Here is a 22060-nt window from a genome sequence, read left to right as displayed (position 1 = left end):
AGGACGAACTGCTCGCCGAGTTCGAGGGCATGACCCTCATCCAGCTCTCCGAGTTCGTGAAGGCGTTCGAGGAGAAGTTCGACGTCACCGCCGCCGCCGCGGTCGCCGTCGCCGCCCCCGGCGCCCCGGGCGCCCCGGCCGAGGCCGTCGAGGAGCAGGACGAGTTCGACGTCGTCCTCACCGGCGCCGGCGAGAAGAAGATCCAGGTCATCAAGGTCGTGCGCGAGCTGACCTCCCTCGGCCTGAAGGAGGCCAAGGACCTGGTCGACGGTGCGCCGAAGCCGGTTCTGGAGAAGGTCAACAAGGAGGCCGCGCAGAAGGCCAAGGAGTCCCTTGAGGGCGCCGGCGCCTCCGTCGAGGTCAAGTAGGACCTTCCCGGTCCTGTCGGCCGGACACGGCCGTAGCGCCCGCTGAAACAAGCCCCTCCGGGGCTGTAACGCAGTCGCACCGTAGAGCGATCATCCATTCGGGTGGTCGCTCTTCGGCGTTCTCGGGGCGCGGCCACGGTTGCCTTGCGCCCGGTTCGGCGGGGGGTATGGTGATCTTCGTCGTGTCCCGGGCCGTCCTGGGTTCGGGCCTGGGGGCCTTGACGAACCGCACGCAGCGCGCAATTCTCAGGACGCGTCGCCACAAGGATCCGAATCCGAGGCATGGATCGGCGACGAAGAGGGCAGTATCAACGTGCATTGAGGGCGAGCATGCCGAGGGCGTTGAGAACAACGAGGGTCGCGAAAAACCCGCACTGGACATCAGTGTGCCAAGTGGCTACACTGACCCTTTGCGCTGCCTGTTAGCTGTCCCCTGCCCGTCACCAGGGGCATGCCCTCGCTTCAGCATCGATGACCGGACCGCCTCCGACCTGGCCTTTCTTGGCCGGGCAAGGAAACGTCCGTCTCTGTGCACGGTGAGGGGCCGGTACGCGCGTAGTGAGTCCGAGCCCTCGGAAGGACCCCCTCTTGGCCGCCTCGCGCACTGCCTCGAACGCGAATACGAACAACGGCGCCAGCACCGCCCCGCTGCGCATCTCTTTTGCAAAGATCAAGGAGCCCCTCGAGGTTCCCAACCTGCTCGCGCTGCAGACCGAGAGCTTTGACTGGCTGCTCGGCAACACCGCCTGGCAGAGTCGGGTCGAGGCGGCTCTGGAATCCGGTCAGGACGTCCCCACCAAGTCCGGCCTCGAGGAGATCTTCGAGGAGATCTCCCCGATCGAGGACTTCTCCGGGTCGATGTCGCTGACGTTCCGCGACCACCGTTTCGAGCCGCCGAAGAACAGCATCGACGAGTGCAAGGACCGCGACTTCACCTACGCGGCCCCGCTCTTCGTGACGGCAGAGTTCACCAACAACGAGACCGGCGAGATCAAGTCCCAGACGGTCTTCATGGGCGACTTCCCGCTCATGACGCACAAGGGCACCTTCGTCATCAACGGCACCGAGCGCGTCGTGGTGTCGCAGCTCGTGCGCTCGCCCGGCGTCTACTTCGACTCCTCCATCGACAAGACGTCCGACAAGGACATCTTCTCCGCCAAGGTCATCCCGTCCCGCGGTGCCTGGCTGGAGCTGGAGATCGACAAGCGCGACATGGTCGGTGTGCGCATCGACCGCAAGCGCAAGCAGTCCGTGACCGTCCTGCTCAAGGCGCTCGGCTGGACCACCGAGCAGATCCTCGAGGAGTTCGGCGAGTACGAGTCCATGCGCGCCACCCTGGAGAAGGACCACACCCAGGGCCAGGACGACGCGCTGCTCGACATCTACCGCAAGCTGCGTCCGGGCGAGCCGCCCACGCGTGAGGCCGCGCAGACGCTGCTGGAGAACCTGTACTTCAACCCCAAGCGCTACGACCTGGCCAAGGTCGGCCGCTACAAGGTCAACAAGAAGCTGGGTGCGGAGGCTCCGCTCGACGCGGGCGTCCTGACCGTCGAGGACGTCATCTCGACGATCAAGTACCTGGTGAAGCTGCACGCGGGCGAGACCGAGACGGTCGGTGACAGCGGCAACACGATCGTCGTCGAGACCGACGACATCGACCACTTCGGCAACCGCCGTCTGCGCAGCGTCGGCGAGCTCATCCAGAACCAGGTCCGCACGGGTCTGGCGCGTATGGAGCGCGTCGTGCGCGAGCGCATGACGACCCAGGACGTCGAGGCGATCACGCCGCAGACCCTGATCAACATCCGGCCGGTCGTCGCCTCCATCAAGGAGTTCTTCGGCACCAGCCAGCTCTCGCAGTTCATGGACCAGAACAACCCGCTGTCCGGGCTGACGCACAAGCGTCGTCTGTCCGCGCTCGGCCCGGGTGGTCTCTCGCGTGAGCGGGCCGGCTTCGAGGTCCGTGACGTGCACCCCTCGCACTACGGCCGCATGTGCCCGATCGAGACGCCCGAAGGCCCCAACATCGGTCTGATCGGCTCGCTCGCCTCCTACGGCCGCGTCAACGCGTTCGGTTTCGTGGAGACGCCGTACCGCAAGGTCGTCGACGGCCGGGTGACCGACGAGGTCGACTACCTGACGGCCGACGAGGAGGACCGCTTCGTCATCGCGCAGGCCAACGCCACGCTCAACGACGACATGCGCTTCGCCGAGAACCGCGTCCTGGTCCGCCGCCGCGGCGGCGAGGTCGACTACGTCGCCGGTGACGACGTGGACTACATGGACGTCTCGCCGCGCCAGATGGTGTCGGTCGCGACCGCCATGATCCCCTTCCTGGAGCACGACGACGCCAACCGTGCCCTCATGGGCGCGAACATGATGCGCCAGGCCGTCCCGCTCATCAAGAGCGAGTCCCCGCTCGTCGGCACCGGCATGGAGTACCGCTCCGCCGTCGACGCCGGCGACGTGGTCAAGGCCGAGAAGGCGGGTGTGGTCCAGGAGGTCTCCGCGGACTACATCACCACCGCCAACGACGACGGCACGTACATCACGTACCGCCTGGCCAAGTTCGCCCGGTCCAACCAGGGCACCTCGGTCAACCAGAAGGTCATCGTCAACGAGGGCGACCGGATCATCGAGGGCCAGGTCCTGGCCGACGGTCCGGCCACCGAGAACGGCGAGATGGCGCTGGGCAAGAACCTGCTCGTGGCGTTCATGCCGTGGGAGGGCCACAACTACGAGGACGCGATCATCCTGTCGCAGCGCCTCGTGCAGGACGATGTCCTCTCCTCGATCCACATCGAGGAGCACGAGGTCGACGCCCGTGACACCAAGCTCGGCCCCGAGGAGATCACCCGGGACATCCCGAACGTCTCCGAGGAGGTCCTCGCCGACCTCGACGAGCGCGGCATCATCCGGATCGGTGCCGAGGTCGTCGCCGGCGACATCCTCGTCGGCAAGGTCACGCCGAAGGGCGAGACCGAGCTGACCCCCGAGGAGCGCCTGCTGCGCGCGATCTTCGGTGAGAAGGCCCGTGAGGTCCGCGACACCTCGCTGAAGGTCCCGCACGGCGAGATCGGCAAGGTCATCGGCGTCCGCGTCTTCGACCGCGAGGAGGGCGACGAGCTTCCCCCCGGTGTGAACCAGCTGGTGCGCGTGTACGTGGCGCAGAAGCGCAAGATCACCGACGGTGACAAGCTCGCCGGCCGCCACGGCAACAAGGGCGTCATCTCCAAGATCCTGCCGATCGAGGACATGCCGTTCCTGGAGGACGGCACCCCGGTCGACATCATCCTCAACCCGCTGGGTGTGCCGTCCCGCATGAACCCGGGACAGGTGCTGGAGATCCACCTCGGCTGGCTCGCCAGCCGCGGCTGGGACGTCTCCGGCCTCGCGGACGAGTGGGCGCAGCGCCTCCAGGTCATCGGCGCCGACCAGGTCGACCCGGGCACGAACGTCGCGACCCCCGTCTTCGACGGTGCGCGCGAGGACGAGCTCGCGGGTCTGCTGCAGCACACCATCCCGAACCGCGACGGCGAGCGCATGGTGCTCCCGTCCGGCAAGGCCCGGCTGTTCGACGGCCGCAGCGGTGAGCCGTTCCCGGACCCGATCTCGGTCGGCTACATGTACATCCTCAAGCTGCACCACCTGGTCGACGACAAGCTGCACGCCCGCTCGACCGGCCCCTACTCGATGATCACCCAGCAGCCGCTGGGCGGTAAGGCCCAGTTCGGCGGCCAGCGCTTCGGTGAGATGGAGGTGTGGGCGCTGGAGGCTTACGGCGCCGCGTACGCCCTCCAGGAGCTGCTGACCATCAAGTCCGACGACGTCACCGGCCGCGTGAAGGTCTACGAGGCCATCGTCAAGGGCGAGAACATCCCCGAGCCCGGCATCCCCGAGTCCTTCAAGGTGCTCATCAAGGAGATGCAGTCGCTCTGCCTGAACGTGGAGGTGCTGTCCAGCGACGGTATGTCCATCGAGATGCGTGACACCGACGAGGACGTCTTCCGCGCGGCGGAGGAGCTCGGCATCGACCTGTCGCGGCGCGAGCCGAGCAGCGTCGAAGAGGTCTGACGGGAGTCCGGCGGGCCCTGAGCGATCAGGGCGCCGCCGACCCCCAGGCCCCCGTTTCAGACCAAAGACTTACAACCCTGAGAGGGATTGACGCATAGTGCTCGACGTCAACTTCTTCGACGAGCTCCGGATCGGCCTGGCCACGGCGGACGACATCCGTCAGTGGAGCCACGGCGAGGTCAAGAAGCCCGAGACCATCAACTACCGCACCCTCAAGCCCGAGAAGGACGGACTCTTCTGCGAGAAGATCTTCGGTCCGACCCGGGACTGGGAGTGCTACTGCGGCAAGTACAAGCGCGTCCGCTTCAAGGGCATCATCTGTGAGCGCTGCGGCGTCGAGGTGACCCGCGCCAAGGTGCGCCGCGAGCGGATGGGCCACATCGAACTGGCCGCCCCCGTCACCCACATCTGGTACTTCAAGGGCGTTCCGTCGCGGCTGGGCTACCTGCTCGACCTCGCCCCGAAGGACCTGGAGAAGGTCATCTACTTCGCGGCGTACATGATCACGTACGTCGACGAGGAGCGCCGTACGCGCGACCTGCCCTCCCTGGAGGCCCACGTCTCCGTCGAGCGCCAGCAGGTCGAGAACCGCCGGGACGCCGACCTGGAGGCCCGCGCCAAGAAGCTCGAGACCGACCTGGCCGAGCTGGAGGCCGAGGGCGCCAAGGCCGACGTGCGCCGCAAGGTGCGCGAGGGTGCCGAGCGCGAGATGAAGCAGCTGCGCGACCGCGCGCAGCGCGAGATCGACCGCCTCGACGAGGTGTGGACCCGGTTCAAGAACCTCAAGGTCCAGGACCTGGAGGGCGACGAGCTCCTCTACCGCGAGCTGCGCGACCGCTTCGGCACGTACTTCGACGGTTCGATGGGTGCCGCGGCGCTGCAGAAGCGCCTGGAGTCCTTCGACCTCGACGAGGAGGCCGAGAAGCTCCGCGAGATCATCCGCACCGGCAAGGGCCAGAAGAAGACCCGTGCGCTGAAGCGGCTGAAGGTCGTCTCCGCCTTCCTGCAGACCTCCAACAGCCCCAAGGGCATGGTCCTCGACTGCGTCCCGGTCATCCCGCCGGACCTTCGCCCGATGGTGCAGCTGGACGGTGGCCGCTTCGCGACCTCCGACCTGAACGACCTGTACCGCCGTGTGATCAACCGCAACAACCGCCTGAAGCGGCTTCTCGACCTCGGCGCGCCCGAGATCATCGTGAACAACGAGAAGCGCATGCTCCAGGAGGCCGTCGACGCCCTCTTCGACAACGGCCGCCGCGGCCGGCCGGTGACCGGTCCCGGCAACCGTCCGCTGAAGTCCCTGAGCGACATGCTCAAGGGCAAGCAGGGCCGCTTCCGTCAGAACCTGCTCGGCAAGCGCGTGGACTACTCCGCGCGTTCCGTGATCGTCGTCGGTCCGCAGCTGAAGCTGCACCAGTGCGGTCTGCCGAAGGCGATGGCGCTGGAGCTGTTCAAGCCGTTCGTGATGAAGCGCCTGGTCGACCTGAACCACGCGCAGAACATCAAGAGCGCCAAGCGCATGGTGGAGCGCGGCCGCACGGTCGTGTACGACGTCCTCGAAGAGGTCATCGCCGAGCACCCGGTTCTGCTGAACCGTGCTCCCACCCTGCACCGCCTGGGCATCCAGGCCTTCGAGCCGCAGCTGGTCGAGGGCAAGGCCATCCAGATCCACCCGCTCGTCTGCACCGCGTTCAACGCGGACTTCGACGGTGACCAGATGGCCGTGCACCTGCCGCTGTCCGCGGAGGCGCAGGCCGAGGCCCGCATCCTGATGCTGTCCTCGAACAACATCCTCAAGCCCGCCGACGGCCGTCCGGTGACGATGCCGACCCAGGACATGGTCCTCGGTCTGTTCTTCCTCACCACCGACGGCGAGATGCGGAACGTCAAGGGCGAGGACCGCTCCTTCTCCTCGGTGGCCGAGGCGATCATGGCCTTCGACGCGGGCGAGCTCTCGCTCCAGTCGAAGATCGACGTCCGCTTCCCGGTCGGCACCATCCCGCCCCGCGGCTGGATGCCGCCGGCGCAGGAGGAGGGCGAGCCGGAGTGGCAGCAGGGTGACTCGTTCCGGCTGCGGACGACCCTGGGCCGCGCGCTCTTCAACGAGCTGCTGCCCGAGGACTACCCGTTCGTCGACTACGAGGTCGGCAAGAAGCAGCTCTCCGAGATCGTCAACGACCTCGCCGAGCGCTACCCCAAGGTCATCGTGGCGGCGACGCTCGACAACCTGAAGGCGTCCGGCTTCTTCTGGGCCACCCGTTCCGGCGTGACCGTCGCCATCTCCGACGTCGTCGTTCCCGAGGCGAAGAAGGAGATCGTCCGCGGCTACGAGGCGCAGGACGAGAAGGTCCAGAAGCAGTACGAGCGCGGTCTGATCACCAAGGACGAGCGCACGCAGGAGCTCATCGCGATCTGGACCAAGGCGACCAACGAGGTCGCCGAGGCGATGAACGACAACTTCCCGAAGACCAACCCGATCTTCATGATGGTGAACTCGGGCGCGCGAGGCAACATGATGCAGATGCGTCAGATCGCCGGTATGCGTGGTCTGGTGTCGAACGCGAAGAACGAGACGATCCCGCGTCCGATCAAGGCGTCGTTCCGCGAGGGCCTGTCCGTGCTGGAGTACTTCATCTCCACGCACGGCGCCCGCAAGGGTCTGGCGGACACCGCCCTGCGTACCGCCGACTCCGGTTACCTCACCCGTCGTCTGGTCGACGTCTCCCAGGACGTCATCATTCGCGAGGAGGACTGCGGCACCGAGCGCGGTCTGAAGCTGAAGATCGCCCACCGCGACGCCGACGGCGTGCTGCGCAAGGCCGACGACGTCGAGACCAGCGTCTACGCCCGGATGCTCGCCGAGGACGTCGTCATCGACGGCAAGGTGATCGCGCCGGCCAACGTGGACCTGGGCGACGTGCTCATCGACCAGCTCGTGCACCACGGTGTCGAGGAGGTCAAGACCCGCTCGATCCTGACCTGCGAGTCGCACGTCGGCACCTGCGCCATGTGCTACGGCCGCTCGCTGGCCACCGGCAAGCTGGTCGACATCGGTGAGGCGGTCGGCATCATCGCCGCCCAGTCCATCGGTGAGCCCGGTACCCAGCTGACGATGCGCACCTTCCACACCGGTGGTGTGGCCGGTGACGACATCACCCAGGGTCTGCCGCGTGTCGTCGAGCTCTTCGAGGCCCGTACCCCGAAGGGTGTCGCCCCGATCTCCGAGGCGACCGGCCGCGTGCGGATCGAGGAGACCGAGAAGACCAAGAAGATCGTCGTCACCCCGGACGACGGCAGCGACGAGACGGCGTACCCGATCTCGAAGCGTGCCCGGCTCCTGGTCAGCGAGGGCGAGCACGTCGAGGTGGGCCAGAAGCTCACCGTGGGTGCCACCAACCCGCACGACGTGCTGCGCATCCTGGGTCAGCGTGCCGTCCAGGTCCACCTGGTCGGCGAGGTCCAGAAGGTCTACAACTCGCAGGGTGTGTCGATCCACGACAAGCACATCGAGATCATCATCCGGCAGATGCTGCGCCGTGTGACGATCATCGAGTCGGGCGACGCGGAGCTGCTGCCCGGCGAGCTGGTCGAGCGTTCGAAGTTCGAGACCGAGAACCGTCGTGTGGTCCAGGAAGGCGGCCACCCGGCCTCCGGCCGTCCGCAGCTGATGGGTATCACCAAGGCCTCGCTGGCGACCGAGTCGTGGCTGTCGGCGGCGTCCTTCCAGGAGACGACCAGGGTCCTCACGGACGCGGCGATCAACGCCAAGTCCGACTCCCTGATCGGTCTCAAGGAGAACGTCATCATCGGCAAGCTCATCCCGGCCGGTACGGGTCTGTCCCGCTACCGCAACATCCGGGTCGAGCCGACCGAGGAGGCCAAGGCCGCGATGTACTCGGCCGTCGGCTACGACGACATCGACTACTCGCCGTTCGGCACCGGCTCCGGCCAGGCCGTTCCGCTGGAGGACTACGACTACGGTCCGTACAACCAGTAGGCGAGCGATCGTGTGAAGGGCGGTCACCCCTCGGGGTGGCCGCCCTTCGGCGTGCCCGGACCACCGTGAATTTTCGGGATCAGGGACATATCCGGGTCCGAAACCGATGCCTGGCTTCGCGGTTCGGCGCATCATGGAAGGAATCCGACCGTTGCGGGGGTGGTGCTTCATGACGCAGCCGTGGCAGCCGTGGCACGGGAACCAGGGACCGCAGCCCTGGTACGGGGGCCAGCCGGTGCCCCCGCCATGGGCCGGCGTGCCCGCGCCCGCTCCCGCGAGCGGGAGCGCGCCCGCGATGCTGGCCTCGCACGCCGACCGGGAGCGGACCGTGGACGTGCTGCGCGCCGGGTTCGGCGAGGGGCGCCTGGAGCAGCCCGAGTTCGAGAAGCGGGTCGCGCGGGCCTACCGCGCCCGGACGGTGGGGGAGCTGGCGCTGCTCGTCGCCGACCTGCCGCAGGGCCCGGTGCCGCTGCCGGCGCCCGTGGTGCCGATGCCCGTGCCCGTGCCGCGGACCTTCCTGCCTGTCGCGCAGCCGCCGACCAACGGCAAGGCGGTCGGGTCGGCCGTCTGCGGGGTGCTGTGCCTGGTGAGCCTCGGGCTGACCGGCATCCCGGCCGTGGTGCTGGGGCACGCGGCGCGTTCGGAGATCCGCCGCACCGGCGAGGGCGGTGACGGGCTGGCGCTGACGGGACTGGTGCTCGGGTGGCTGTCCACGGCGGGCTGGGCCCTGCTGATCATGCTCACGATTGTGGCGGCGGTCGCATCCGCGTCACATCGGTGAGGGGCGTCCCCGGGCTCCGCGGACCGGTCGCCGGCCCGCCGGGACCGGCGTTTCGAAGATCGAACACGTCGTGCGGTCTTGACATCGGCCGCGGGGCGTTGCGGGCCGGGCCCATTTGTTTTGACCGCAGCGAATGAGGTAGGTACGCTCAGACCTTGTGCCTGGGGTGTGCCCTGGCTCCCGTGCGTGCCTTCAACCGCACAGCGAGCCGTGAGCGGCCACCGCAATCGTGCCTTTCCGCCTCGCGGCGGGAGTCCGCGGGATTCGACACACCCGACCGCGTGGGTCGGAGATGTTCCAGGTTAGCTTCACCATTCGGCACACAGAAACCGGAGAAGTAGTGCCTACGATCCAGCAGCTGGTCCGCAAGGGCCGGCAGGACAAGGTCGAGAAGAACAAGACGCCCGCACTCGAGGGTTCCCCTCAGCGCCGCGGCGTCTGCACGCGTGTGTTCACGACCACCCCGAAGAAGCCGAACTCGGCCCTGCGTAAGGTCGCGCGTGTGCGTCTGACCAGCGGGATCGAGGTCACCGCTTACATTCCGGGTGAGGGACACAACCTGCAGGAGCACTCCATCGTGCTCGTGCGTGGTGGCCGTGTGAAGGACCTGCCGGGTGTTCGCTACAAGATCATCCGCGGTTCCCTTGACACCCAGGGTGTGAAGAACCGCAAGCAGGCCCGCAGCCGCTACGGCGCCAAGAAGGAGAAGTAAGAATGCCTCGTAAGGGCCCCGCCCCGAAGCGCCCGGTCATCATCGACCCGGTCTACGGTTCTCCTCTTGTCACGTCGCTCATCAACAAGGTGCTGCTGAACGGCAAGCGTTCCACCGCCGAGCGCATCGTCTACGGCGCCATGGAGGGTCTGCGTGAGAAGACGGGCAACGACCCGATCATCACGCTGAAGCGCGCGCTGGAGAACATCAAGCCGACCCTTGAGGTCAAGTCCCGCCGTGTCGGTGGTGCGACGTACCAGGTTCCGATCGAGGTCAAGCCCGGTCGCGCCAACACGCTCGCGCTGCGCTGGCTGGTCGGCTACTCCCGTGCCCGTCGCGAGAAGACCATGACCGAGCGTCTCCTCAACGAGCTTCTCGACGCCTCGAACGGCCTCGGCGCGGCCGTGAAGAAGCGCGAGGACACCCACAAGATGGCCGAGTCCAACAAGGCCTTCGCGCACTACCGCTGGTAGTCGCAGACCCCATCGAGACCGAGAGAAGACTGAAGCCTCATGGCTACCACTTCACTTGACCTGGCCAAGGTCCGCAACATCGGGATCATGGCCCACATCGACGCGGGCAAGACGACCACCACCGAGCGGATCCTCTTCTACACCGGCGTCAGCTACAAGATCGGTGAAGTCCACGACGGCGCCGCCACCATGGACTGGATGGAGCAGGAGCAGGAGCGTGGCATCACGATCACCTCTGCTGCCACCACCTGTCACTGGCCCCTCGAGGACAACGACTACACGATCAACATCATCGACACCCCCGGGCACGTCGACTTCACGGTCGAGGTGGAGCGTTCGCTCCGCGTCCTCGACGGTGCCGTCACGGTGTTCGACGGTGTCGCGGGTGTCGAGCCGCAGTCCGAGACGGTGTGGCGTCAGGCCGACCGTTACGGCGTGCCGCGTATCTGCTTCGTGAACAAGCTGGACCGCACCGGCGCCGAGTTCCACCGCTGCGTGGACATGATCTCGGACCGCCTGGGCGCCCAGCCGCTCGTCATGCAGCTCCCGATCGGTGCCGAGGCCGACTTCAAGGGCGTCGTGGACCTGGTCCGCATGAAGGCGCTCGTGTGGTCCGCCGAGGCCGCCAAGGGTGAGATGTACGACGTCGTCGACATCCCGGCCACGCACACCGAGGCCGCCGAGGAGTGGCGCGGCAAGCTGGTCGAGGCCGTCGCGGAGAACGACGAAGAGATCATGGAGCTGTACCTGGAGGGCCAGGAGCCCACCGAGGAGCAGCTGTACGCCGCGATCCGCCGCATCACCATCGCGTCCGGCAAGTCCAACGACACCACGGTCACCCCGGTGTTCTGCGGCACCGCGTTCAAGAACAAGGGCGTCCAGCCCCTGCTCGACGCGGTCGTGCGCTACCTGCCGACCCCGCTCGACGTCGAGGCCATCGAGGGCCACGACGTGAAGGACCCCGAGCTGGTCGTCAAGCGCAAGCCGTCGGACGAGGAGCCGCTGTCGGCGCTCGCGTTCAAGATCATGAGCGACCCGCACCTCGGCAAGCTCACCTTCGTCCGGATCTACTCCGGTCGCCTGGAGTCCGGCACCGCCGTGCTGAACTCCGTCAAGGGCAAGAAGGAGCGCATCGGCAAGATCTACCGCATGCACGCGAACAAGCGTGAGGAGATCGAGTCGGTGGGCGCCGGCGACATCGTCGCCGTCATGGGCCTCAAGCAGACCACCACCGGTGAGACGCTGAGCGACGACAAGGCCCCGGTGATCCTGGAGTCCATGGACTTCCCGGCGCCGGTCATCCAGGTCGCCATCGAGCCCAAGTCCAAGGGCGACCAGGAGAAGCTGGGTGTCGCCATCCAGCGTCTCGCGGAGGAGGACCCCTCCTTCCAGGTCCACTCGGACGAGGAGACGGGCCAGACCATCATCGGTGGTATGGGCGAGCTGCACCTCGAGGTGCTGGTCGACCGTATGCGCCGTGAGTTCAAGGTCGAGGCCAACGTCGGCAAGCCGCAGGTCGCGTACCGCGAGACGATCCGCAAGGCCGTCGAGCGCGTCGACTACACGCACAAGAAGCAGACTGGCGGTACCGGCCAGTTCGCGAAGGTGCAGATCGCGATCGAGCCGATCGAGGGCGGCGACGCCTCGTACGAGTTCGTGAACAAGGTCACCGGTGGCCGTATCCCGAAGGAGTACATCCCTTCGGTGGACGCCGGTGCGCAGGAGGCCATGCAGTTCGGCATCCTCGCGGGCTACGAGATGACCGGCGTGCGCGTCACGCTGCTCGACGGTGGCTACCACGAGGTCGACTCCTCGGAGCTCGCCTTCAAGATCGCCGGCTCGCAGGCCTTCAAGGAGGCCGCGCGCAAGGCCAGCCCCGTGCTCCTGGAGCCGATGATGGCCGTCGAGGTCACCACGCCCGAGGACTACATGGGTGAGGTCATCGGCGACATCAACTCCCGCCGTGGCCAGATCCAGGCCATGGAGGAGCGGGCCGGTGCCCGCGTCGTGAAGGGTCTCGTGCCCCTCTCGGAGATGTTCGGCTACGTCGGCGACCTGCGCAGCAAGACGTCCGGCCGGGCCAGCTACTCCATGCAGTTCGACTCCTACGCCGAGGTTCCGCGGAACGTCGCCGAGGAGATCATCGCGAAGGCCAAGGGCGAGTAACGCTCCGCGTTCACACGCTTTAGGCTTGACTCCGGAGCCTCAGGGGGCATTCCACCGCAATAGCGGTCGGAGTGCCCCGGGGCCCGGGCTTTCCAGCAAAGATCACCTGGCGCCGATGAAGCAAGGCGTTCAGAACCACTCCACAGGAGGACCCCAGTGGCGAAGGCGAAGTTCGAGCGGACTAAGCCGCACGTCAACATCGGCACCATCGGTCACATCGACCACGGTAAGACGACCCTCACGGCCGCCATTACCAAGGTGCTGCACGACGCGTACCCGGACCTGAACGAGGCCTCGGCCTTCGACCAGATCGACAAGGCTCCTGAGGAGCGCCAGCGCGGTATCACCATCTCCATCGCGCACGTCGAGTACCAGACCGAGACGCGTCACTACGCCCACGTCGACTGCCCCGGTCACGCGGACTACATCAAGAACATGATCACGGGTGCGGCGCAGATGGACGGCGCCATCCTCGTCGTCGCCGCCACCGACGGCCCGATGCCGCAGACCAAGGAGCACGTGCTCCTGGCCCGCCAGGTCGGCGTTCCGTACATCGTCGTCGCCCTGAACAAGGCCGACATGGTGGACGACGAGGAGATCCTGGAGCTCGTCGAGCTCGAGGTCCGCGAGCTGCTCTCCGAGTACGAGTTCCCGGGCGACGACCTGCCGGTCGTCAAGGTCTCCGCGCTCAAGGCCCTTGAGGGCGACAAGGAGTGGGGCCAGACCGTCCTCGACCTGATGAAGGCCGTCGACGAGCACATCCCGCAGCCCGAGCGCGACGTCGACAAGCCGTTCCTCATGCCGATCGAGGACGTCTTCACGATCACCGGTCGCGGCACGGTCGTCACCGGCCGTATCGAGCGTGGTGTCCTCAAGGTCAACGAGACCGTCGACATCGTGGGCATCAAGCAGGACAAGACCACCACCACGGTCACCGGCATCGAGATGTTCCGCAAGCTGCTCGACGAGGGCCAGGCCGGTGAGAACGTCGGTCTGCTCCTCCGCGGCATCAAGCGCGAGGACGTCGAGCGCGGCCAGGTCATCATCAAGCCGGGCTCGGTCACCCCGCACACCGAGTTCGAGGCCCAGGCGTACATCCTGTCCAAGGACGAGGGTGGCCGCCACACGCCGTTCTTCAACAACTACCGGCCGCAGTTCTACTTCCGTACGACGGACGTGACCGGCGTCGTGACCCTCCCCGAGGGCACCGAGATGGTCATGCCGGGTGACAACACCGAGATGAAGGTGGAGCTCATCCAGCCCGTCGCCATGGAAGAGGGCCTGAAGTTCGCCATCCGCGAGGGTGGCCGGACCGTGGGCGCCGGCCAGGTCATCAAGATCAACAAGTAAGTCTGCTGATCTGACCTGGTAGCTCCAGCGCGAGCTCCGGAAGGGGCCCGTACGACCGTGGTCGTACGGGCCCCTTCGCCATGCCCGCGGCCCGCGGCCGCCGGCTCCGCCGCGCGGGCGGGAGGGGCGGCGGGAGGGGCGGCACGGGTCCGCGGAGGACGTCCGGGGCGAGCGGGAGGTGTGCGACGCGGGAGGGGCGGGCGCGCTGGTTTGACCTGCGTCACCCTCGGGGTATTCTCTCCGGCTCGATTGGCCAGGCCCCTGCCCCGTATGGCAGACTAGCGGGGTTGCTCGGCCGAGTGTTGATGCTGCGCGCCTCCCGCCGGGAGGACCGGAAGCGAGTCCCACAGTACTCGTCGCCCTAACTGCCGCAAGGCAGCGCTGGGGCGGACGTACGGGAATCTTCCGGGAAGTGTGAGCGCGACGCCGGCCAGGCACCCGGTGGGCCTCCTGGCTCCCGGCCCGCGGTTCCGGAAGGGCCGCGTTCCCATGCAGGGATGTTCGAACAAGGGGCATCTGTGTCAGCGGGAGCGCGACACGCCCGACCGCGTGGGTCGGAGGAGGCGAGCAGAGTGCCGGGTTCCGGAGCGTAAGAAGAGACAGGACTACTGAGTAGCCATGGCGGGACAGAAGATCCGCATCCGGCTCAAGGCCTACGACCACGAGGTCATCGACTCCTCGGCGAAGAAGATCGTCGAGACGGTGACCCGCACGGGTGCGTCGGTCGCGGGCCCGGTGCCGCTGCCCACTGAGAAGAACGTGTACTGCGTCATCAAGTCGCCGCACAAGTACAAGGACTCGCGCGAGCACTTCGAGATGCGCACGCACAAGCGCCTGATCGACATCCTCGACCCGACCCCCAAGACCGTTGACTCCCTGATGCGACTCGACCTCCCGGCCGGTGTCGACATCGAGATCAAGCTCTGAGGCCGGTGATCTGAGAATGGCTAAGCAGATCAAGGGAATCCTGGGCGAGAAGCTCGGCATGACGCAGGTGTGGGACGCGAACAACCGCGTCGTCCCCGTCACCGTCGTCAAGGCCGGCCCCAACGTCGTGACCCAGGTCCGTACGAACGACGCCGACGGCTACGAGTCGGTCCAGATCGCCTTCGGCGAGATCGACCCGCGCAAGGTGAACAAGCCCCTCAAGGGCCACTTCGCCAAGGCCGACGTCACCCCCCGCCGCCACCTCGTCGAGATCCGCACCGCTGACGCCGCCGAGTACACGCTCGGCCAGGAAGTCACGGCCGAGGTCTTCGAGGCCGGCGTGAAGGTCGACGTCACCGGCAAGAGCAAGGGCAAGGGCTTCGCCGGTGTCATGAAGCGTCACAACTTCAAGGGCCTCGGCGCCGGTCACGGCACCCAGCGCAAGCACCGCTCTCCCGGTTCCATCGGTGGCTGCGCCACCCCGGGCCGTGTGTTCAAGGGCCTCCGCATGGCGGGTCGCATGGGCAACGAGCGGGTCACCACCCAGAACCTGACCGTCCACGCCGTTGACGCGGAGAAGGGTCTGCTGCTCATCAAGGGCGCGGTTCCCGGTCCGAACGGCGGCCTCGTCCTGGTCCGCACCGCGGCCAAGGGGGCCTGAGGTAACCGATGAGCACTGTTGACATCCTTTCGCCGGCGGGCGAAAAGGCCGGTTCCGTCGAGCTCCCCGCGGAGATCTTCGACGTAGAGAAGGTCAGCGTCCCGCTGCTCCACCAGGTCGTCGTCGCGCAGCTGGCCGCTGCCCGCCAGGGCACGCACAAGACCAAGACGCGTGGCGAGGTCCGCGGTGGTGGCCGCAAGCCGTACCGCCAGAAGGGCACCGGTCGCGCCCGCCAGGGTTCGACCCGCGCGCCCCAGTTCGCCGGTGGTGGCGTCGTGCACGGTCCCGTGCCGCGTGACTACTCGCAGCGGACCCCGAAGAAGATGAAGGCCGCGGCCCTGCGCCACGCCCTCACCGACCGGGCCCGCAACAACCGCATCCACGTCGTCTCCGGCGTCATCGAGGGCGAGACCCCGTCCACGAAGTCCGCCAAGTCGCTGTTCGGCAAGATCTCGGAGCGCAAGAACCTGCTCCTGGTCGTCGAGCGCGCCGACGAGGCCGCGTGGCTGTCCGCCCGCAACCTGCCCCAGGTCCACATCCTGGAGCCGGGCCAGCTGAACACGTACGACGTTCTCGTCTCGGACGACGTGGTCTTCACCCAGGCCGCTTTCGAGTCCTTCGTGTCTGGCCCCAAGGCCGCTGACACCGAAGGGAGCGAAGCCTGATGGCCACGCGTCACCCGAGCATTGCCTCCAAGGCCGCCAAGGCGGCCAAGGCCGCGCGCGTCGCCAAGGCGCGCCGCCACGCCACCGAGGGCAAGAACACCGTCGAGACGCCGCTGAGCAAGTCGTACACGGACCCCCGTGACGTCCTGCTGAAGCCGGTCGTGTCGGAGAAGAGCTACGCGCTCCTCGACGAGAACAAGTACACGTTCATCGTCGACCCCAACGCCAACAAGACCCAGATCAAGCAGGCCGTCCAGGCGGTCTTCTCGGTCACGGTCACCGGGGTCAACACGATCAACCGCCAGGGCAAGCGCAAGCGCACCCGCACCGGTTTCGGCCAGCGTGCCGGCACCAAGCGCGCGATCGTGACCCTTGCCGAGGGCGACCGTATCGACATCTTCGGCGGTCCGACCGCGTAAGCGGGTCGGATCGTCCGATATCGGACGAGGACTGAGAAATGGGAATCCGCAAGTACAAGCCGACTACGCCGGGCCGTCGTGGTTCCAGCGTCGCCGACTTCGTCGAGGTCACGCGGTCCACGCCGGAGAAGTCGCTGGTCCGCCCCCTGCACAGCAAGGGCGGCCGTAACAACGCCGGTCGTGTGACCGTTCGCCACCAGGGTGGCGGACACAAGCGCGCCTACCGAGTGATCGACTTCCGTCGTCACGACAAGGACGGCGTGCCGGCGAAGGTCGCGCACATCGAGTACGACCCCAACCGCACCGCGCGCATCGCGCTGCTGCACTACGCCGACGGCGAGAAGCGCTACATCCTCGCCCCGCGCAACCTGCAGCAGGGCGACCGCGTCGAGAACGGTCCCGGGGCCGACATCAAGCCGGGCAACAACCTGGCGCTGCGCAACATCCCGGTCGGTACCACGATCCACGCGATCGAGCTCCGTCCCGGTGGCGGCGCCAAGTTCGCCCGCTCCGCCGGTGCCTCCGTGCAGCTGCTCGCGAAGGAGGGCTCGATGGCCCACCTGCGCATGCCGTCCGGTGAGATCCGCCTGGTCGACCAGCGCTGCCGCGCCACGGTCGGCGAGGTCGGCAACGCCGAGCAGAGCAACATCAACTGGGGCAAGGCCGGCCGCAAGCGCTGGCTGGGCGTCCGCCCGACCGTTCGCGGTGTGGCGATGAACCCGGTTGACCACCCCCACGGTGGTGGTGAGGGCAAGACCTCCGGTGGTCGCCACCCGGTCAGCCCCTGGGGCCAGAAGGAGGGTCGTACGCGTTCGCCGAAGAAGGCTTCGAACAAGTACATCGTCCGCCGCCGCAAGACGAACAAGAAGCGCTAGGAGCGGGTTTAGATGCCGCGCAGTCTCAAGAAGGGGCCCTTCGTCGACGACCACCTGATCAAGAAGGTGGAAGTCCAGAACGAAGCCGGCACCAAGAACGTCATCAAGACCTGGTCCCGTCGCTCCATGATCGTGCCGGCCATGCTCGGCCACACGCTCGCGGTGCACAACGGCAAGACCCACATCCCGGTGTTCGTCACCGAGTCGATGGTCGGCCACAAGCTCGGCGAGTTCTCGCCGACGCGCACCTTCCGCGGCCACGTCAAGGACGACCGGAAGTCGAAGCGCCGCTAGCAGCGGATCGCATTCAGACACGTAAGAAACTGAAGGGACAACCATGGAAGCCAGGGCCCAGGCGCGGTACATCCGCGTCACGCCCATGAAGGCCCGCCGTGTGGTGGACCTCATCCGTGGCATGGACGCCACGGAGGCCCAGGCGGTCCTGCGATTCGCTCCGCAGGCTGCCTCTGTGCCGGTCGGCAAGGTGCTCGACAGCGCCATCGCCAACGCCGCGCACAACTACGACCACACGGACGCCTCCTCGCTGGTCATCAGCGAGGCGTACGTCGACGAAGGCCCGACCCTGAAGCGGTTCCGTCCGCGCGCCCAGGGCCGTGCCTACCGGATCCGCAAGCGGACCAGCCACATCACCGTGGTCGTCGCCAGCAAGGAAGGAACCCGGTAATGGGCCAGAAGGTAAACCCGCACGGGTTCCGGCTCGGTATCACCACCGACTTCAAGTCGCGTTGGTACGCCGACAAGCTGTACAAGGACTACGTCAAGGAAGACGTCGCCATCCGCCGGATGATGACGTCCGGCATGGAGCGCGCCGGCATCTCGAAGGTGGAGATCGAGCGCACCCGTGACCGCGTGCGGGTGGACATCCACACCGCCCGTCCGGGCATCGTCATCGGCCGCCGCGGCGCCGAGGCCGACCGCATCCGCGGTGACCTCGAGAAGCTCACGGGCAAGCAGGTCCAGCTGAACATCCTCGAGGTCAAGAACCCCGAGACGGACGCTCAGCTCGTGGCCCAGGCCGTGGCCGAGCAGCTCTCCTCCCGCGTCTCCTTCCGCCGTGCCATGCGCAAGAGCATGCAGACGGCGATGAAGGCCGGCGCCAAGGGCATCAAGATCCAGTGCGGTGGCCGCCTCGGCGGCGCCGAGATGTCCCGCTCGGAGTTCTACCGCGAGGGCCGCGTGCCCCTGCACACGCTCCGCGCGAACGTGGACTACGGCTTCTTCGAGGCCAAGACGACCTTCGGCCGCATCGGCGTGAAGGTCTGGATCTACAAGGGCGATGTCAAGAACATCGCCGAGGTCCGCGCCGAGAACGCTGCGGCCCGTGCGGGTAACCGCCCGGCCCGTGGTGGTGCCGACCGCCCGGCCCGTGGTGGCCGCGGTGGCGAGCGGCGCGGTCGCAAGCCGCAGCAGGCTGCCGGCGCCGAGGCCCCCAAGGCCGAGGCTCCCGCGTCCGCTCCGGCTGAGAGCACCGGAACGGAGGCCTGACCGACATGCTGATCCCCCGTAGGGTCAAGCACCGCAAGCAGCACCACCCGGGACGCAGCGGCGCTGCCAAGGGCGGCACGACGGTCGCGTTCGGCGAGTACGGCATCCAGGCGCTCACCCCGGCGTACGTGACGAACCGTCAGATCGAGGCCGCTCGTATCGCCATGACGCGTCACATCAAGCGTGGTGGCAAGGTCTGGATCAACATCTACCCGGACCGTCCCCTCACCAAGAAGCCCGCCGAGACCCGCATGGGTTCCGGTAAGGGTTCGCCGGAGTGGTGGATCGCCAACGTCAAGCCCGGACGCGTGATGTTCGAGCTGTCGTACCCCAACGAGAAGATCGCCCGTGAGGCGCTGACCCGCGCGGCCCACAAGCTGCCGATGAAGTGCCGGATCGTCAAGCGCGAGGCAGGTGAAGCGTGATGTCGGCCGGTACCAAGGCGTCCGAGCTGCGCGAGCTGGGCAACGAGGAGCTTCTGGCGAAGCTCCGCGAGGCCAAGGAAGAGCTGTTCAACCTCCGCTTCCAGGCGGCGACGGGCCAGCTCGAGAACCACGGCCGTCTGAAGGCGGTCCGCAAGGACATCGCGCGGATCTACACCCTGATGCGCGAGCGTGAGCTGGGCATCGAAACGGTGGAGAACGCCTGATGAGCGAGAAGAACGTGACTGAGCAGACCGAGCGCAACGCACGGAAGACCCGTGAGGGCCTGGTCGTCAGCGACAAGATGGACAAGACCGTCGTCGTCGCCGTCGAGGACCGTGTGAAGCACGCGCTGTACGGCAAGGTCATCCGCCGTACGAACAAGCTCAAGGCGCACGACGAGCAGAACGCCGCCGGCGTCGGCGACCGCGTCCTCCTGATGGAGACCCGGAAGCTGTCCGCCAGCAAGCACTGGCGCGTCGTGGAGATCCTCGAGAAGGCCAAGTAAGTCTCCTGCGGGGCATTCCCCGCAGGACAGTTCCGCCAGGCTCCGGGGGCCGCTCGACGAGCGGCCCCCGGGGAACCGGCAGACAAACAGGAGATAGACGTGATCCAGCAGGAGTCGCGACTGCGTGTCGCCGACAACACTGGTGCGAAGGAGATCCTTTGCATCCGTGTGCTCGGTGGCTCCGGTCGCCGCTACGCGGGCATCGGTGACGTCATCGTCGCCACCGTCAAGGACGCGATCCCCGGTGGCAACGTGAAGAAGGGTGACGTCGTCAAGGCGGTCATCGTTCGCACCGTCAAGGAGCGCCGCCGTCCGGACGGCTCGTACATCCGCTTCGACGAGAACGCCGCCGTCATTCTGAAGAACGACGGCGACCCTCGCGGCACCCGTATCTTCGGCCCGGTCGGCCGTGAGCTGCGCGAGAAGAAGTTCATGAAGATCATCTCGCTCGCGCCGGAGGTGCTGTAAGCATGAAGATCAAGAAGGGCGACCTGGTCCAGGTCATCACCGGCAAGGACAAGGGCAAGCAGGGCAAGGTCATTGCCGCTTACCCGCGCGACGAGCGCGTCCTGGTCGAGGGTGTCAACCGGGTCAAGAAGCACACCAAGGCCGGCCCGACCGCCAAGGGTTCGCAGGCCGGTGGCATCGTCACCACCGAGGCGCCGGTCCACGTCTCCAACGTCCAGCTGGTCGTGGAGAAGGACGGCAACAAGGTCGTCACGCGTGTCGGTTACCGCTTCGACGACGAGGGCAACAAGATCCGCGTTGCCAAGCGGACGGGTGAGGACATCTGATGGCTACCACCACCACTCCGCGTCTCAAGACGAAGTACCGCGAGGAGATCGCGGGCAAGCTGCGTGACGAGTTCAAGTACGAGAACGTCATGCAGATCCCCGGCCTCGTGAAGATCGTGGTCAACATGGGTGTCGGCGACGCCGCCCGTGACTCGAAGCTGATCGAGGGCGCGATCCGCGACCTGACCACCATCACCGGTCAGAAGCCGGCCGTCACCAAGGCCCGCAAGTCCATCGCGCAGTTCAAGCTGCGCGAGGGTCAGCCGATCGGTGCCCACGTCACGCTCCGCGGTGACCGCATGTGGGAGTTCCTGGACCGCACCCTGTCGCTCGCGCTGCCGCGCATCCGCGACTTCCGCGGTCTGTCCCCCAAGCAGTTCGACGGCCGTGGCAACTACACCTTCGGTCTCACGGAGCAGGTCATGTTCCACGAGATCGACCAGGACAAGATCGACCGCGTCCGGGGTATGGACATCACCGTGGTGACCACGGCGACCAACGACGCTGAGGGCCGCGCGCTCCTTCGTCACCTCGGCTTCCCCTTCAAGGAGGCGTGAGCGAGATGGCGAAGAAGGCTCTCATCGCGAAGGCTGCTCGCAAGCCCAAGTTCGGCGTGCGTGGCTACACGCGCTGCCAGCGCTGCGGCCGTCCCCACTCCGTGTACCGCAAGTTCGGCCTGTGCCGCGTGTGCCTTCGTGAGATGGCTCACCGTGGCGAGCTGCCGGGCGTGACCAAGAGCTCCTGGTAGTCCCGCTTTTCAGGGATCCAGAGGCTCTCGGTAAGCAATGGGCACTGTCAGGCGCCCACCCTTCCATGCCGTAGGCTAGGAGGGTTGGGCGTCTGACATGCCCGTACGACTTACTACGCCGTAGGTCCACCGCGCCGCACCCGTCCCGTCTCGGATCGGGGAGAGGGATGGCGCACCAGGAAACCCCGGCGAGAGAGGCCGAAGGCCAATTCATGACCATGACTGATCCGATCGCAGACATGCTTACGCGTCTGCGGAACGCGAACTCGGCATACCACGACTCCGTGACGATGCCGGCATCGAAGATCAAGTCGCACATCGCGGAGATCCTCCAGCAGGAGGGCTTCATCACGGGCTGGAAGATCGAGGACGCCGAGGTCGGCAAGAACCTCGTTCTCGAGCTGAAGTTCGGCCCGAACCGTGAGCGCTCCATCGCGGGCATCAAGCGGATCTCCAAGCCCGGTCTCCGGGTGTACGCGAAGTCCACCAACCTGCCGAAGGTGCTCGGCGGCCTCGGCGTGGCGATCATCTCCACGTCGCACGGGCTCCTCACCGACAAGCAGGCCGGCAAGAAGGGCGTGGGTGGGGAAGTCCTCGCCTACGTCTGGTAGCGG

Annotated in this window: 24 protein-coding genes; all 24 read left to right on the top strand. The window is 66.9% G+C overall.

Features of this window, described 5'->3' with window-relative positions; translation table 11 throughout:
• Positions 1-368 (top strand): 50S ribosomal protein L7/L12 (gene rplL, locus SZN_RS12370; RefSeq protein ID WP_007494785.1); only part of this gene is annotated, 368 nt, incomplete at its 5' end.
• A gap of 588 nt (positions 369-956) precedes the next feature.
• Positions 957-4442, top strand: coding sequence for a DNA-directed RNA polymerase subunit beta (gene rpoB / locus SZN_RS12365; RefSeq protein ID WP_007494784.1), 3486 nt, complete (start codon positions 957-959; stop codon positions 4440-4442).
• Positions 4443-4539: 97 nt separating this feature from the next.
• Positions 4540-8439, top strand: coding sequence for a DNA-directed RNA polymerase subunit beta' (locus tag SZN_RS12360; protein ID WP_007494783.1), 3900 nt, complete (start codon positions 4540-4542; stop codon positions 8437-8439).
• Positions 8440-8608: 169 nt separating this feature from the next.
• Positions 8609-9220: a DUF1707 and DUF4190 domain-containing protein gene (locus SZN_RS12355; RefSeq protein ID WP_078508546.1), complete on the top strand. Its 612-nt coding sequence runs from the start codon at positions 8609-8611 to the stop codon at positions 9218-9220.
• A gap of 340 nt (positions 9221-9560) precedes the next feature.
• A complete protein-coding gene (gene rpsL / locus SZN_RS12350; RefSeq protein ID WP_003948652.1) occupies positions 9561-9932 on the top strand; it encodes a 30S ribosomal protein S12 in 372 nt (123 codons plus the stop codon).
• Positions 9933-9934: 2 nt separating this feature from the next.
• Complete coding sequence (gene rpsG / locus SZN_RS12345) at positions 9935-10405, top strand: 30S ribosomal protein S7 (RefSeq protein WP_003992340.1); 471 nt, start codon at positions 9935-9937, stop codon at positions 10403-10405.
• A gap of 39 nt (positions 10406-10444) precedes the next feature.
• Complete coding sequence (fusA, locus tag SZN_RS12340) at positions 10445-12571, top strand: elongation factor G (RefSeq protein ID WP_007494781.1); 2127 nt, start codon at positions 10445-10447, stop codon at positions 12569-12571.
• A gap of 156 nt (positions 12572-12727) precedes the next feature.
• Positions 12728-13921, top strand: a complete 1194-nt coding sequence (tuf, locus tag SZN_RS12335) for an elongation factor Tu (RefSeq protein WP_007494780.1) — start codon at positions 12728-12730, stop codon at positions 13919-13921.
• Positions 13922-14539: 618 nt separating this feature from the next.
• Positions 14540-14848, top strand: a complete 309-nt coding sequence (rpsJ, locus tag SZN_RS12330; protein ID WP_003948644.1) for a 30S ribosomal protein S10 — start codon at positions 14540-14542, stop codon at positions 14846-14848.
• Between the two features lie 16 nt (positions 14849-14864).
• The gene (gene rplC, locus SZN_RS12325; RefSeq protein WP_007494778.1) at positions 14865-15509 is read left to right on the top strand and encodes a 50S ribosomal protein L3; all 645 of its coding nucleotides are present in this window, start codon (positions 14865-14867) and stop codon (positions 15507-15509) included.
• A gap of 8 nt (positions 15510-15517) precedes the next feature.
• On the top strand, positions 15518-16174 hold the full coding sequence (gene rplD, locus SZN_RS12320) for a 50S ribosomal protein L4 (protein WP_007494776.1): 657 nt from the start codon (positions 15518-15520) through the stop codon (positions 16172-16174).
• The gene (rplW, locus tag SZN_RS12315) at positions 16174-16593 is read left to right on the top strand and encodes a 50S ribosomal protein L23 (protein ID WP_007494774.1); all 420 of its coding nucleotides are present in this window, start codon (positions 16174-16176) and stop codon (positions 16591-16593) included. The genes rplD and rplW overlap by 1 nt, the downstream gene beginning before the upstream one ends.
• Before the next feature lie 38 nt (positions 16594-16631).
• Complete coding sequence (gene rplB / locus SZN_RS12310) at positions 16632-17468, top strand: 50S ribosomal protein L2 (protein WP_007494772.1); 837 nt, start codon at positions 16632-16634, stop codon at positions 17466-17468.
• A gap of 12 nt (positions 17469-17480) precedes the next feature.
• Positions 17481-17762, top strand: coding sequence for a 30S ribosomal protein S19 (gene rpsS / locus SZN_RS12305; protein WP_007494770.1), 282 nt, complete (start codon positions 17481-17483; stop codon positions 17760-17762).
• 43 nt (positions 17763-17805) lie between these two features.
• Positions 17806-18153, top strand: coding sequence for a 50S ribosomal protein L22 (gene rplV / locus SZN_RS12300; RefSeq protein ID WP_007494769.1), 348 nt, complete (start codon positions 17806-17808; stop codon positions 18151-18153).
• Positions 18153-18974 carry a 30S ribosomal protein S3 gene (gene rpsC, locus SZN_RS12295; RefSeq protein ID WP_007494766.1) on the top strand — a complete coding sequence of 274 codons (822 nt, stop codon included), beginning with the start codon at positions 18153-18155 and terminating at the stop codon, positions 18972-18974. Before rplV ends, rpsC begins: the two co-directional genes overlap by 1 nt.
• A gap of 5 nt (positions 18975-18979) precedes the next feature.
• Positions 18980-19399 carry a 50S ribosomal protein L16 gene (gene rplP, locus SZN_RS12290; RefSeq protein WP_007494765.1) on the top strand — a complete coding sequence of 140 codons (420 nt, stop codon included), beginning with the start codon at positions 18980-18982 and terminating at the stop codon, positions 19397-19399.
• Positions 19399-19623 (top strand): 50S ribosomal protein L29, encoded by a 225-nt coding sequence (gene rpmC / locus SZN_RS12285; protein WP_007494763.1) that lies wholly within the window; start codon positions 19399-19401, stop codon positions 19621-19623. Before rplP ends, rpmC begins: the two co-directional genes overlap by 1 nt.
• Entirely contained in the window at positions 19623-19904 is a 282-nt protein-coding gene (rpsQ, locus tag SZN_RS12280; protein WP_007494761.1) for a 30S ribosomal protein S17, read from the top strand. The genes rpmC and rpsQ overlap by 1 nt, the downstream gene beginning before the upstream one ends.
• Positions 19905-20003: 99 nt before the next feature.
• Positions 20004-20372: a 50S ribosomal protein L14 gene (rplN, locus tag SZN_RS12275; protein WP_003998823.1), complete on the top strand. Its 369-nt coding sequence runs from the start codon at positions 20004-20006 to the stop codon at positions 20370-20372.
• Between the two features lie 2 nt (positions 20373-20374).
• Positions 20375-20698: a 50S ribosomal protein L24 gene (gene rplX / locus SZN_RS12270; RefSeq protein WP_007494760.1), complete on the top strand. Its 324-nt coding sequence runs from the start codon at positions 20375-20377 to the stop codon at positions 20696-20698.
• Entirely contained in the window at positions 20698-21255 is a 558-nt protein-coding gene (rplE, locus tag SZN_RS12265; RefSeq protein WP_007494758.1) for a 50S ribosomal protein L5, read from the top strand. The genes rplX and rplE overlap by 1 nt, the downstream gene beginning before the upstream one ends.
• 5 nt (positions 21256-21260) lie before the next feature.
• Positions 21261-21446 carry a type Z 30S ribosomal protein S14 gene (locus SZN_RS12260; protein ID WP_003948630.1) on the top strand — a complete coding sequence of 62 codons (186 nt, stop codon included), beginning with the start codon at positions 21261-21263 and terminating at the stop codon, positions 21444-21446.
• 212 nt (positions 21447-21658) lie between these two features.
• Complete coding sequence (gene rpsH / locus SZN_RS12255; RefSeq protein ID WP_007494756.1) at positions 21659-22057, top strand: 30S ribosomal protein S8; 399 nt, start codon at positions 21659-21661, stop codon at positions 22055-22057.
• Positions 22058-22060 lie beyond the last annotated feature (3 nt).

The organism is Streptomyces zinciresistens K42 (assembly GCF_000225525.1).
Taxonomy (GTDB): domain Bacteria; phylum Actinomycetota; class Actinomycetes; order Streptomycetales; family Streptomycetaceae; genus Streptomyces; species Streptomyces zinciresistens.
This window is presented reverse-complemented; position numbering and strand designations above follow the sequence as displayed.

Coding starts and splice junctions, on each gene's coding strand:
- rpsG (WP_003992340.1), top strand. CDS start 9,935: ATGCCTCGTAAGGGCCCCGCCCCGAAGCGCCCGGTCATCATCGACCCG.
- rplV (WP_007494769.1), top strand. CDS start 17,806: ATGGAAGCCAGGGCCCAGGCGCGGTACATCCGCGTCACGCCCATGAAG.
- rplC (WP_007494778.1), top strand. CDS start 14,865: ATGGCTAAGCAGATCAAGGGAATCCTGGGCGAGAAGCTCGGCATGACG.
- rpsJ (WP_003948644.1), top strand. CDS start 14,540: ATGGCGGGACAGAAGATCCGCATCCGGCTCAAGGCCTACGACCACGAG.
- rplX (WP_007494760.1), top strand. CDS start 20,375: ATGAAGATCAAGAAGGGCGACCTGGTCCAGGTCATCACCGGCAAGGAC.
- rpmC (WP_007494763.1), top strand. CDS start 19,399: ATGTCGGCCGGTACCAAGGCGTCCGAGCTGCGCGAGCTGGGCAACGAG.
- rpsH (WP_007494756.1), top strand. CDS start 21,659: ATGACCATGACTGATCCGATCGCAGACATGCTTACGCGTCTGCGGAAC.
- rpsS (WP_007494770.1), top strand. CDS start 17,481: ATGCCGCGCAGTCTCAAGAAGGGGCCCTTCGTCGACGACCACCTGATC.
- rplD (WP_007494776.1), top strand. CDS start 15,518: ATGAGCACTGTTGACATCCTTTCGCCGGCGGGCGAAAAGGCCGGTTCC.
- SZN_RS12355 (WP_078508546.1), top strand. CDS start 8,609: ATGACGCAGCCGTGGCAGCCGTGGCACGGGAACCAGGGACCGCAGCCC.
- rplW (WP_007494774.1), top strand. CDS start 16,174: ATGGCCACGCGTCACCCGAGCATTGCCTCCAAGGCCGCCAAGGCGGCC.
- rpsQ (WP_007494761.1), top strand. CDS start 19,623: ATGAGCGAGAAGAACGTGACTGAGCAGACCGAGCGCAACGCACGGAAG.
- SZN_RS12260 (WP_003948630.1), top strand. CDS start 21,261: ATGGCGAAGAAGGCTCTCATCGCGAAGGCTGCTCGCAAGCCCAAGTTC.
- fusA (WP_007494781.1), top strand. CDS start 10,445: ATGGCTACCACTTCACTTGACCTGGCCAAGGTCCGCAACATCGGGATC.
- rplB (WP_007494772.1), top strand. CDS start 16,632: ATGGGAATCCGCAAGTACAAGCCGACTACGCCGGGCCGTCGTGGTTCC.
- rplE (WP_007494758.1), top strand. CDS start 20,698: ATGGCTACCACCACCACTCCGCGTCTCAAGACGAAGTACCGCGAGGAG.
- rplP (WP_007494765.1), top strand. CDS start 18,980: ATGCTGATCCCCCGTAGGGTCAAGCACCGCAAGCAGCACCACCCGGGA.
- rpsC (WP_007494766.1), top strand. CDS start 18,153: ATGGGCCAGAAGGTAAACCCGCACGGGTTCCGGCTCGGTATCACCACC.